11 protein-coding genes are annotated in these 11942 nt (G+C 39.7%); 4 read left to right on the plus strand and 7 right to left on the minus strand.

The features are described from left to right. Positions 1-250: 250 nt before the first annotated feature. Both FOC32_RS12455 and FOC32_RS12460 read right to left on the minus strand, forming a co-directional pair. Positions 251-1300, minus strand: a complete 1050-nt coding sequence (locus tag FOC32_RS12455; RefSeq protein ID WP_175967723.1) for a 3-deoxy-7-phosphoheptulonate synthase — start codon at positions 1298-1300, stop codon at positions 251-253. A 567-nt stretch (positions 1301-1867) separates the two neighbouring features. Further along, on the minus strand, positions 1868-2398 hold the full coding sequence (locus tag FOC32_RS12460; RefSeq protein ID WP_104426078.1) for a hypothetical protein: 531 nt from the start codon (positions 2396-2398) through the stop codon (positions 1868-1870). Between the two features lie 250 nt (positions 2399-2648). On the opposite strand from FOC32_RS12460, the gene FOC32_RS12465 reads away from it, so the two are divergent. Next, a protein-coding gene (locus tag FOC32_RS12465) for an IS3 family transposase (RefSeq protein ID WP_104426777.1) occupies positions 2649-3871 on the plus strand; the annotation gives its coding sequence in 2 pieces (ribosomal slippage) (positions 2649-2985 and positions 2985-3871; 1224 coding nt in all). A 49-nt stretch (positions 3872-3920) separates the two neighbouring features. On the opposite strand, the gene FOC32_RS12470 is transcribed toward FOC32_RS12465, so the two are convergent. Then, positions 3921-5033 (minus strand): S-(hydroxymethyl)glutathione dehydrogenase/class III alcohol dehydrogenase, encoded by a 1113-nt coding sequence (locus FOC32_RS12470; RefSeq protein ID WP_104426077.1) that lies wholly within the window; start codon positions 5031-5033, stop codon positions 3921-3923. A gap of 120 nt (positions 5034-5153) precedes the next feature. Between FOC32_RS12470 and FOC32_RS12475 the strand changes: the two genes are divergently transcribed. From FOC32_RS12475 to FOC32_RS12485, 3 genes are all read left to right on the plus strand, one after another. Next, a complete protein-coding gene (locus FOC32_RS12475; protein ID WP_104426076.1) occupies positions 5154-6707 on the plus strand; it encodes a phospholipase D family protein in 1554 nt (517 codons plus the stop codon). 263 nt (positions 6708-6970) lie between these two features. Next, complete coding sequence (locus FOC32_RS12480) at positions 6971-7408, plus strand: hypothetical protein (RefSeq protein ID WP_104426075.1); 438 nt, start codon at positions 6971-6973, stop codon at positions 7406-7408. Positions 7409-7586: 178 nt separating this feature from the next. Beyond that, the gene (locus tag FOC32_RS12485) at positions 7587-8078 is read left to right on the plus strand and encodes a pyridoxamine 5'-phosphate oxidase family protein (protein WP_034171361.1); all 492 of its coding nucleotides are present in this window, start codon (positions 7587-7589) and stop codon (positions 8076-8078) included. Between the two features lie 60 nt (positions 8079-8138). Here FOC32_RS12485 and FOC32_RS12490 read toward each other — a convergent pair whose 3' ends face one another. The 4 genes from FOC32_RS12490 to FOC32_RS12505 all read right to left on the minus strand — a co-directional run bounded on the left by FOC32_RS12490 (position 8139) and on the right by FOC32_RS12505 (position 11899). Further along, positions 8139-8723: a uracil-DNA glycosylase family protein gene (locus tag FOC32_RS12490; RefSeq protein WP_104426074.1), complete on the minus strand. Its 585-nt coding sequence runs from the start codon at positions 8721-8723 to the stop codon at positions 8139-8141. Positions 8724-8755: 32 nt separating this feature from the next. Continuing rightward, positions 8756-9466 carry an SGNH/GDSL hydrolase family protein gene (locus FOC32_RS12495; RefSeq protein WP_005235857.1) on the minus strand — a complete coding sequence of 237 codons (711 nt, stop codon included), beginning with the start codon at positions 9464-9466 and terminating at the stop codon, positions 8756-8758. Positions 9467-9684: 218 nt separating this feature from the next. Then, on the minus strand, positions 9685-10743 hold the full coding sequence (locus tag FOC32_RS12500) for a fatty acid desaturase (protein ID WP_175967725.1): 1059 nt from the start codon (positions 10741-10743) through the stop codon (positions 9685-9687). Positions 10744-11155: 412 nt separating this feature from the next. Further along, the gene (locus FOC32_RS12505) at positions 11156-11899 is read right to left on the minus strand and encodes an SDR family oxidoreductase (protein ID WP_104426072.1); all 744 of its coding nucleotides are present in this window, start codon (positions 11897-11899) and stop codon (positions 11156-11158) included. Between the last annotated feature and the right edge of the window lie 43 nt (positions 11900-11942).

An 11942-nucleotide genomic window follows, 5' to 3' on the forward strand; every position in this document is an offset into this window, starting at 1 on the left:
AGCAAGCTTCCTGGGATCATTACTCATCCACTGTATAAAAACAATGTCAGGCTGATCTCTAATAAATTATTGTTATTGTTTTTTAAATTAATTATTTTTTATTCAATTTTTAAAATCGTTTTAATACTCATTGTTTTAATTTTCAAAATATCGAATTGTTGCTTTCAGCATTTAGAAAAATACTTCTGAACAACCATATCCGATCATAATATCTTTCCTCAACAAATTGAGGAAAGATAAGATCGTGAGTTTAAGCGCTACGCTTTAAACTTTCGCATCGCAGTGAATCAGCCATATTTAACAATAATTGCTCGGTTTTTGTCCAGCCCAGACATCCATCAGTCACTGACTGGCCGTAAACCATATCTTCAGAGATTTTCTGATTGCCATCGACCAGATGACTTTCGAGCATTACACCCCGCACATTGCTGTGCAAACGTTCAGCGACGATCTGCTCCAGCACTTTAGGTTGTAGCATTGGGTTTTTTGAACTATTGCCATGACTGCAATCAATAACCAGGGCCGGCAAATCGGTTGAGTGTTTCGCTTTAATTTTTTCAATTTCAGACAACTGGTAGTTCGGACCACTATTTGAACCACGCAGGATCAAATGTGCTTTTGGATTCCCTTTTGAGCTCAGGATACACGGCAGACCCGATTGGCTCATGCCCATGAACTGATGTGGATTGGAAGCTGACTGAATAGCATCAAGAGCAATTTGAATCGAACCATCTGTCCCATTTTTGAAACCGATGCTGTACGGCATATGGCTGGAAATTTCACGGTGAATTTGTGATTCACTGGTACGTGCACCAATTGCGCCCCAGGCCAATAGGTCATCGAAATACGCGGTTGCCATTGGACTTAAGATCTCTGAGGCAATCGGCAGACCCATGCTAATCAGTTTTAGGTACAGTGCACGAGATTTTTCCAGACCCAATTGCATATTGGATGAGCCATCGAGTTCTGGGTCATACAGGAAGCCTTTCCAGCCTACAGTAGTACGTGGTTTTTCAATATAAACCCGCATAACCAGGAAAATTTGATCAGAAACCTGTTCCTGAAGTTGTTTTAATTTTTCTGCATATTCAAGTGCGGAAGCTTCATCATGAATGGAACATGGTCCGGTAATCACCATTAAACGGTGATCTTTACCCTCTAAAATATTTTGAATAATTTGACGCTGTTCAGCGACTTGTGCAGCCAATTGCGGAGACAGTGGCAATTGCTGCTTAAGCTGCTGTGGCAAAGCTAAAATGGTTTCTGTTTGATGTTGTTGTGATGTATTTGCAATATTCATGACTTTAAATCCTGGGACTGGCAATCAGTCCAAACTTTTATTTGAGCGTTATGGGTCTAATCGAAGATGTCGAAAGCGTCATTAGCTGGCTAAAGTAAGACCAATAAAAGTTGCTAAAGTATGAATAGTTAAAGTTTGTCATGGCTGTCTCCAAAAAATTGTTAAATCACATGCATAAAAAAACCTGATCAGGGTTGCCGATCAGGTATTAACTGGTGGGCAACCTTTTCATTGCCCAAACGCATTCAGGCAATTATTTAAACTGCCAGAAATAAAAATAAGCGTTTGAAATGATAGGTTGCTTTAACATGTTTATGTCTTTCATAAAAATGTGAATCTGAAATTAAAATACGCGCTCTATCCAGTTTTGACAAGTAGTAAATATAAAAAAAAATATTTATCAGTATTTGTATTTTACTTATCGCCCTAGAATTCTAGCCTTTCAGTGATTAATTTTCAGTGATTAATTTTCAGATATTAATAATGAACAAAGTCGTGAAAGTCAGCGGACTTTGCCCATTTCCTTAAAACCAAGAGCATATTAGATCTTGGTTTTGGCATTTGCAATTAACGGGTTACGCGATTCCATGCATCACGTACTGCAAATTTTGCCTGTTCCCAGTTCAAACGTGACTGGCCTTTTGCTTGCTCCCATTTTACTTTCAGATCGCTTTCTACGTCTTCAAAACGGGTATTAGCATCATATGCCCCACGGTTTTCATAACCGACACGATAGGCCGCATTATAGTCACGATCGTAATCTAAATCGCTATATGTGGTACGGGCATCTGAATAATAAGGGGTTTCAACAGCATTATCTCGCCAGAAAGCTGCTTCTTCAGTCGGGTTCACAGCTTCGCCTACGCCTTTACCTGCGAGACCACCGACCACTGCCCCAACAACACCGCCTACCGCTGCACCGACCGGACCGCCTGCTGCACCGACCGCTGCACCTGCCGCTGCGCCACCTGCAGCACCAACACCTGTACCCACAGGATGAGCACCAGGTTCACCAGTAATTGGATCAGCATTTAAATCATCGCGGACATCTTTAGGCGCATTCTTAATTACATCACGATCAAAATTATCATTCGACATAGAGCTTATCCTTATTCTTTAAAATGGTTTTATCACGTATTTTCATACGTCCTATTTAATATAAGCATCTGGCATGTAATGACATTAGCAGGCGTGTGTTGTTTCAGTGACTCTCTGTGAGGCTTTCATGCACTAATGTATCCTGAATCAAGTGAAAGCCGCATAAAAAAGACCGGATTGGTACCGGTCTTTTTTAGATTAAAACAGTGTCCCGTCCTGAAATAAGTTTACACCTTAAGAGACTTATTTTATGGAACATGCACAAGAACAACGAGTTAAACGCACACAACGTGATTATAGCTTCGCCTTTAAAATGATGGTTGTACATGAAGTAGAAAAAGGGCAAATTACTTATAAACAAGCTCAGGCAAAATATGGTATTCAAGGAAGATCAACTGTGCTGGTATGGTTACGCAAGCACGGACAACAGGACTGGACTTCGAATATGCCGACTTCTTCTAAACGCCAATTAACCCCCCAACAACGAATCCGCCAATTAGAAAAGCAGTTAGCCGCAGAAAAGCTTAAAACTGAATTTATTCAGGATGTGATTTATCACATTGATAAAGAATGTGGGACTGATCTTGGAAAAAAGTATACCGAGCACGTTTCAAAGATTGGCAAAGCCAAAGAAGACTAAGCGTTTCACGTTATTGTCAGTGGTTGGGAATCACCCGACAAGCTTATTATCAAGCAGAAAAACGTGCTCAAATGGCTGCACAAGCAACTGAACAAATACTTGAGTTGGTTATGGAATATCGTTGTCTCATGCCAAGTATCGGAACACGTAAGCTGTATTGGCTTATTAAAGGCAAATTGTTGCAGCGTGGTTTAAAGTGTGGACGGGATCAGTTATTTAAAATATTGAAAGAGCATAATTTATTGATTCGCCCCAAGCGTCGCTATACAAAAACTACGGATAGCAAGCATTGGATGAAGAAGCATCCAAATTTATTAAAGGATTATTCAGCAGTGCAAGCCAACGAAGTCTTTGTTAGTGATATTACTTATGTTGAGAGTGCTGAAGGCGTACATTATTTATCCTTAGTGACAGATGCTTATACCCGTCAGATTAAAGGTTATAAGTTATCGAATGATATGCGTGCGGAGAATGTTGTGCAGGCTCTACATATGGCGATGCAGCATGTGACGGATCGAGCGACAAGGATGATTCATCATTCAGACAGAGGCTCTCAGTATTGCTCTGAACTATATCAATCGGCATTACGCCATTATGGGGTATGTCCTTCTATGACAGATGGAGGAGACTGTTACCAGAATGCATTAGCAGAGCGGATTAATGGAATATTAAAGCAGGAGTTTTTAATTACACGATGTCAAACCATGAAAGAGTTAGATCACTTAATTGCGGAATCTATCATGATTTATAATTGCTATAGACCACATTTAAGTTTAAATATGAACACCCCGAATCAGACGTATGAGCAAACTAAAACCGAGCTAATTGCTTAACTCGGTTTGAAGTAGAATACTGTCAATCTATTTCAGGACAAGACACAGCTTAGTCAAAATGAATGACTGTACGGATTGACTTACCTTCGTGCATCAGATCAAAGGCTTCATTGATCTGTTCTAATGGCATCGTATGTGTCACAAATGGTTTTAATTGAATTTCGCCTTTCATGGCCTGCTCAACCATGCTCGGTAATTGAGAACGGCCCTTAACACCACCAAATGCCGTACCCATCCATTTACGGCCTGTGACTAGCTGGAATGGACGAGTCGAGATTTCTTTACCTGCACCTGCTACGCCAATAATCACAGACTGACCCCAACCGCGATGCGCACATTCTAGTGCTGAACGCATTACGTCGACATTACCAATACATTCAAAAGAGTGGTCTACGCCCCAACCGGTCATTTCCACAATCACTTGCTGAATTGGCTTGTCATAGTCTTTCGGATTCACAAAATCAGTAGCACCAAACTGTTTAGCCAGTTCGAATTTATCTTGATTGGTATCCACGGCAATAATACGACCTGCCTTAGCCTGACGAGCACCTTGTACAACTGCAAGTCCAATACCGCCTAAGCCAAATACAGCAACACTATCGCCTTCCTGCACTTTAGCAGTGTTATGTACTGCACCAATACCTGTAGTCACGCCACAGCCCAATAAACACACTTGCTCATGGTTAGCTTCAGGGTTAATTTTCGCCAGAGAAACTTCTGCAACGACTGTATATTCAGAGAACGTTGAACAGCCCATATAATGATAAATTGGCTGGCCATTATAAGAAAAACGGGTAGTTCCATCTGGCATTACACCTTTACCCTGAGTCGCACGAACCGCTACACACAGGTTGGTCTTACCCGATTTACAGAACAGACATTCACCACATTCTGCTGTGTAAAGTGGAATCACATGATCACCCGGTTTCAGACTCGTTACGCCTTCACCTACCTCAACGACCACACCCGCACCTTCGTGGCCTAAAATTGCTGGAAATACGCCTTCCGGGTCATCACCATACAAGGTAAATGCATCGGTATGACATACGCCAGTATGGCTAATTTTTACCAGTACTTCACCTGCTTTTGGTGGAGCAACATCTACTTCCACAATTTCTAATGGCTGACCTGGGCCAAATGCAACCGCTGCACGTGATTTCATGTAAAACAATCCTTTTATTACTGATTTACAGATGGTTAACAGTAACCTCTTTCTATTCGGAGATTCAACCATTAACATCACTAGTTGAGGAATAAAACCCCTATAACAAATGGAACATCAATGACTAAGCCCTCGTCAATTACATGTTTAAGTATTTTTGTTTTTAGCCTGACTATTTCTGGCTGTGAATTAGCTCCCAATACAGCAAAAGAAGAAGCTATTACTCCCGTACAATCGGCCCACTGGATTAGAGAGGAACAGCTACCACAAATTCAGGAAGGTAAAACGGCTTATCTGCCTTTATATGATGGTTTTATGAGTATGGCGGCAAGGTTATATCTGATCAATCAGGCCAAATACCATCTCGACCTGCAATATTACATCTGGAAAGATGACTATATTGGCAACATGATTCTCTCCCAATTATTAAAAGCCGCTGATCGAGGCGTGAAGGTTCGGGTTCAGATTGATGACCAGAACGGAACTCAACTGGATGATAAGCTGCTGGCCTTAGCCCAACACCCTAATTTCGAAGTCAGACTATTTAATCCTTATAAATTCCGTCAATTGCGTGCCCTTGATTACGGATTCCGTATGAAATATGTTAATCCGCGCATGCATAATAAACTGATTATTGCAGATGGTACGGCAGCGGTCACAGGTGGTCGGAATATCAGTAGTGAATATTTTGATGCCAGTGAAGACTTTCAGTTTAGCGATGTTGATATTTTCTTTGCCGGAAAACCAGCACACGATGCGAATCAGACCTTTATCAAATTCTGGAACGATGATCTAAGCTATGACATCCGACAAGTTCTAAATGATTCAGGCAATCCACAACTTTTAAAACGGCTGCGAACCGAATTTAAAGAAGATGAAGTCGATAAAAATGAGTTGAAACGTCGAGTTGGTATTGCGGAACAGCAGATTGATGAGCAGCTGAGAAAGCGCCCGATTAAATGGGGAAATGCCTATTTTGTTGCCGATGCCCCTTCCAAGACCCGTCGTAGCGCCCAGAATGGTGATTATATTTATACTCATATGCTGGAACTTATGGGTGAGCCCAAAGACCATCTGGAACTGGTTTCTTCTTATTTCATTCCTACTCAGGAAGGTGCGGATTATTTAAGTAAACGTGCCCAACAAGGTGTCAAAATCAGAATTTTAACCAATTCTTTCCAGGCAAATGATGTAGCTTTGGTCCACGCCTATTATCAGCAATACCGTAAACAGCTCCTCACAAATGGAATTGAGCTCTGGGAATTTAAACCCTATATTGAACGACCAAAACGGACCTGGTATGAAATTATGACCGGTAATATTATTCCGGCCAAAAATAAGAACAGCTCCAGTTTGCATGCCAAATTCTTTGATCTGGATGGCATGGTATTTATTGGTTCCTTTAACTTCGATCCACGTTCTGCCTATTTAAACACTGAAGTCGGTCTGGTGATTGAATCTGATCAGCTCCAAGATGAAATTACCAAGTCCTTAAACCAGTATTTACCCAGAATAGCTTATCAACTTAAGTTAAATAAACAGGGCGAGATCATTTGGCTGGAACATCAAAAAAATGGTTCAGTGATTCAGCATAATCATGACCCTGAAACAACACAATTCCAGCGTTATATGATGAATCTGGTGACAAAATTCCCGGGAGAATGGTTAATGTAATGACAGATACATTGCGATCAAATCACATTTAGTGTGGTTTTTCCTTAATTGATAGTTGGCTTTAGATATTTTAGATCTTTATTGGTAATAAGCTGAACAATATAAAATTGACTAAATCTCTAAATCGAGTTTTTCTACTTATATTTTTCAGCTTATTTCTTATACATTAATCAGATCAATGCTGACAAAGGTTTTACCTATTCCGTTGATTGCTCTAGAATTACACTTTTCTAGTATTTTGCGAATTTTCGCTTTCCACTCCCATGCAATTTTTTGATTTAAGCCGCCAGTTTAAACTCAGTGATATTCTCACCCCTGTTAAGACCTTGCAGGATCTGTCTCAACAAGAATGGTTTTTAGCCAAAGTACGGGTTGAACATGATTGCCTGTCTGATTCAGACTTGGTCGAAGGTCAGGTCGTACTTAAATCTAATCAGAATATCCAGATCGAACTGGAATGGTTGATTCAGGATAACGGTTATGAATTACAGGTGTTATTTAAAGGTGTTGAAACCGAAGCTTCTGAAGAAACGCTGGTGATGGTTAAAGGTGCACAACTGGTCGATGAACAACAGCAACTGATTTCTGCACAGGCTTTAAGTTTATGGATTGACGGGACATTACTTCCAATGTTGCCAAATATTCGCAAGGAAATTAAAGCGCGCTTAAACCTGTGGGATTATGTGGAATATGATAGTTAATTCATTTTTCCATTTTCCATTTCTAAAATTTAAAAGAGCCATATCGGCTCTTTTTGTTCATAGGAAATTTATTTCTTATTTTTAATTGGTTAAATTGCCTTGACCTGAATATTTTTATGGCAATGCCTATTTTAGACATACAGATTAAGCTTGATTAAAATAATAAAGAGAAAACATCATGATTTCCCCTTCTGAATGGCAAAATATCCGTCAGGTAGTTGCTAATGCACAGCGTGCAGCAATGTATTGTTCGATCGCAACCGTCAATCCCCAAGGTTTTCCTAGTATCACTCCGATCGGAACTGTCTTCCTGGATCAGCAGTCTAATACAGGTTTCTTTTTTGATATCTACTCCACCACCTTCTCTGAAAATTTACAGCATCAGCCACTTGCATGCATTCAAGCTGTGAATAGCAGCAAACTTTTCTGGTTAAGCTCCATGTTTAAGGGAAAATTTAAGCATTATCCCGGTGTACGTCTATATGCAGAAATTGGCTCTTTACGTCCTGCTACAGCGGAAGAGATTGAGAAAGTTGAATCTCGTATTTTAGCTTTAAAATGGAGTAAAGGGAGCAAACTGATCTGGTCCAGCTTTCATCATGTGCGGGATATTAAAGTTAAGGATTATCGCTGGGTCGAATATCCCAATATGCAGGTAGAAAATATTTAAAAACTTTCTAAAAGTAAGTTTATTTCAAAAATATACTTAAAATTTATATTTATTCATAACTCAAATTAGACCGACATGCTCGAACATCATCCGATAACTGTTTGCTTTCTTATCTAGAGCCAAAGGATAAGCTCGGGATGAAGACGGCATCCGGTATAAATACAGCTCACGTCCAAGAAAATGTGCCTGAGTGGGCTCGCCTATACTTGGTTTCAACGTACCTTCAGGCATCGATAGCATCAGGGTATCTGTAGCCTTGTCGCCTGTGGTCATGATGTGGTTGCAGTCTGGCATTTTCCCGAATAGATCCTGCAAATTGGTTGGTACTACAATTTCCAGAAATTTATCGGAAGCATTTCCCTTCAGGCGTCGGATCTGATAAGCACTGTCAAAAATCGCAATCCCCGTTTCAGTTAGAAACTCACGGATTAGATGTTCCTGAAATTTTTTATTGGGTAAGTCCAAAAAGTAATCTTTATTTTTAAAGAAAATTAACCCAAATATCCGCCACATATCATTTTGGTAATTCGGATAATAAAAATTCATTTTCCAGCGCGTTGCGGGTGGTGGAAAGCTGCCCAACATCAGTAATTTGGCATTGGGCGGTAAAAATGGCGGTAATGGATGGGTTTCAATATCCAACATAAACTGTTCCAGATTCAGGTATTTCAGTTATTTTAGAATGCCTGACGGATCTTACTAGCAACTTCTTGTCCCCAAAGTGTATAAACTTCCTTACTTGGATGAAATCCATCTTGGGCCATTTGTAAATTCATGGCACGATATTTTTCAATATCGTATTCAATCCATTGCATGTTTTTCTGTTTGTTCACAAATTTTTCCAGTTGCTGGTTCATGTGTTTGGCATATTGACCAAATAACCAGGCCAGAGGATTCGGTAAAGCCGGGAACATATTCATCGGAGGAACACCGGCTGCAATGACCAGTTTTGGATTAAACTTTTGCTGGATTTTGCTATAAAACTGTTCCTGCTTCTTGATCCAGACATCGGCAGGCATGAGTTTAGTTACATCATTCACGCCGACTGAAGTCACGACCACATCATAGGATTTAGCTTCAATCTGATCTAAAGTATGAATGACTTTTGAGGTGGTATCGCCTGTTTTTGCCTGCAACTTCCATTCAATTTCAAAGTCATTTTTTAGCTCATTCAGAATCGCGCCGAGTAAGGCATCATCCTGATGATCTACGCCCACGCCTGCTGCTGCTGAATCACCTACAATCAGTAATGAAAGTTTTTTTCCTGTTCCTGTTTGCCCTTCACGTGCACCTTCTGGTTCTGGAAGTTTTATCGTATTTTTTTTGACACGGTTACCCTGAATTATGAGCGCGGGAATTAAGGCGATAGTGGCAGCTTTGAGCAACATAATGGACTAATTTATATAAAGATATGATTGATTTTACTGCAATTTATGGATTACGAGTAATACCTCAGCAGTCATTTTTAATGAATATTCACGTAACTTAGAATTTTGTCCGTACATTGCTTTCTAATATTTGTATATAAAATTTTTACTTAACGAGTAGATTAAAAAATTAAAAAATCCCGCCATTTAGCGGGATTTTTTTTAATGTAGCTGATCTATCAAACTTTATGATCATTCCAGCGGTTCATGCGCTTGAAAGTTCCGATATCATTAAAGCGTACACCCACTTCTTTCATGACTTTATGCGCCGTTTTAGAGGTCAACTGACGTATATAAAAGGGTTCTTTGACCACAAAATGATGGATCGCATGAGTTGAACCGAAATTACAGCAAAATAACTGGAATGGCACCATCCACCATGGATTCAGTACCTGAGTCTGCTTGATGACATCGCGTGGATCAATATCACCATAACAATGCATATTGGAGCTAACGAATTGCAGGCTAAAAGAACGGATAAAATTCGGAATGATCCAAATTACTGCCAAGAAATTCACGAGCGGCATAGCTTCGATGATACTTTCCGACCAAAGCATTTCATAACCAAAGATTGGTGCAACAGCATTGCCTACATGAAAAACTACAAATAAATAGCACAGACTATAATAAATCATGCTTAATGGCAAGAAGCCCAAGAGCTGAGAAATCATTGCAACTTTACGTTCTTTTTCAGGTTGTTTCTCCATAAAAAGATGAATCATTTTAAACATCTGAAAAGGACGCAAATACACTGACATCAACTGGTCACTGATCACTAGTATGCGGCGAATCCCCCATGGCATACCATTACTGATGCCACGTTCTTCTAGGTCATGTTCAGTGCCTGAATATTTATGATGGTGCAAATGTAAACGACGACGTGCCCATGGACTAATCGTATTTGGACGTGCCAGCCAGACCAGTGCCAGCATCAAATGATGTGCCCAAGGTGTTTTTTTGAAATACATATAATGAATCAGGTCATGTTCCAATTCATGTGTCAGTGAAGCAAAAATTGCAATCAATGGAATGGTGAACCACGCCGAAAGATAACCATATCCATATGCCAATGCGCATGCGATCATCCCCGTCCAGGCAAAACCTAAAATACTCGCACCAATAAAATTCTGATGTTTGAGTATAGGATAACGGGTACGTATTTCTTCCCCGGCCTGTGTAACGATATTTCTGACCTTAGAGATTCGCTGTTGGTCAGTCATATCCGAAGATGCAGACATATGGACAACCTTTAATTTCTGAACAATTGTACATTAAAGGAATTTATAAAAAAGAGAAGTTATCTTTCCACTTTCGCAGCGAGTATGTCCAAGTTTTGGGCAGTTTTAGTAATTTTTTTAAGATCAAGAATAAAGCAGAAAAATAAGGAGATATTTTCTATAAAATTTATCGTCTAAAAATTCTTTTCTAAAAAATTTAATTATCTCTATTCTGATAAAATTTTTATTTTTATATAGAAATAAAATTTATTCATCATCAAAGTGTTAATGACTTTTAGGGATTTAACTAAACATCTTAATAATTTATAACGCCTTTAAATCCGATACCAGAATTATCCAACCTACTTTTATCCAAATTTTTAAATACTAAAAATTAAAAAAGCCCCTGATGGAGCTTTTTTGAATTGAAGTTTTAACCTAATTTATTGACTAATTTTAGCGGTAATACTTTCATTGCCAAACCGAGTGGCAACCAAGGCCACTTCGGTACATAAGCCTTGACTGGCGCTTTTTCAATTTCTTCTGCCAATAGACGTGAACCCGTTTTCTCATCCACTTCAAACGGTAATTTTTTCGCGCCTTCATTGATTTCAGTACGAATATAGCCTGGGAAAATGGTCGTAACTTTAATTGGTGTATCAATTAGCTCAGCACGAATGCCTTCAGCCAGATGTGCAACCCCTGCCTTACTTGCGCCATAAGCGGTCAAGTGTTTTGGCATACCACGCATTGCGCTCATCGATGAAATCATCACCAAATGACCGCAGTTTTGTGCGCGGAAAATTTCCACTGCAGCTTCACATTGTGCCAATGCAGAAATAAAGTTAGTTTCAACAGTAGCTTTATTGATTGCAAAATTACCTTTACCAATCCGGCGGCCTTCACCTACACCGGCATTGACAATAATCCGGTCAATGGTGCCAAAGTCTTCTTTAAAGGCACGGAAAACCTCAAAAACCTGATCATAATTGGTCACATCCAGTGTTTTGGCAATGACTTTAATATCATATCGGCTTTCGAGTTCCTGCTTCAAAGTTTCCAAACGTTCCAGACGACGTGCACAAATCGCCAGGTTATACCCTTTTTTTGCAAATTCACGTGCCATACCGGCACCAATCCCTGAACTTGCACCAGTAATTAAAATCGTTTTAGCCATATTTTTACCCTATCCCTTTATTTTTTTCTAAGGTGTTTTCTCT

Origin of the sequence: Acinetobacter sp. FDAARGOS_724 (assembly GCF_013364475.1) — a bacterium.
GTDB lineage: Bacteria > Pseudomonadota > Gammaproteobacteria > Pseudomonadales > Moraxellaceae > Acinetobacter > Acinetobacter variabilis.

What these genes read in the sequence shown, in the direction of transcription:
- FOC32_RS12455 (WP_175967723.1), bottom strand. Translation starts at nt 1,300, where the DNA reads ATGAATATTGCAAATACATCACAACAACATCAAACAGAAACCATTTTA.
- FOC32_RS12460 (WP_104426078.1), bottom strand. Translation starts at nt 2,398, where the DNA reads ATGTCGAATGATAATTTTGATCGTGATGTAATTAAGAATGCGCCTAAA.
- FOC32_RS12470 (WP_104426077.1), bottom strand. Translation starts at nt 5,033, where the DNA reads ATGAAATCACGTGCAGCGGTTGCATTTGGCCCAGGTCAGCCATTAGAA.
- FOC32_RS12475 (WP_104426076.1), top strand. Translation starts at nt 5,154, where the DNA reads ATGACTAAGCCCTCGTCAATTACATGTTTAAGTATTTTTGTTTTTAGC.
- FOC32_RS12480 (WP_104426075.1), top strand. Translation starts at nt 6,971, where the DNA reads ATGCAATTTTTTGATTTAAGCCGCCAGTTTAAACTCAGTGATATTCTC.
- FOC32_RS12485 (WP_034171361.1), top strand. Translation starts at nt 7,587, where the DNA reads ATGATTTCCCCTTCTGAATGGCAAAATATCCGTCAGGTAGTTGCTAAT.
- FOC32_RS12490 (WP_104426074.1), bottom strand. Translation starts at nt 8,723, where the DNA reads ATGTTGGATATTGAAACCCATCCATTACCGCCATTTTTACCGCCCAAT.
- FOC32_RS12495 (WP_005235857.1), bottom strand. Translation starts at nt 9,466, where the DNA reads ATGTTGCTCAAAGCTGCCACTATCGCCTTAATTCCCGCGCTCATAATT.
- FOC32_RS12500 (WP_175967725.1), bottom strand. Translation starts at nt 10,743, where the DNA reads ATGTCTGCATCTTCGGATATGACTGACCAACAGCGAATCTCTAAGGTC.
- FOC32_RS12505 (WP_104426072.1), bottom strand. Translation starts at nt 11,899, where the DNA reads ATGGCTAAAACGATTTTAATTACTGGTGCAAGTTCAGGGATTGGTGCC.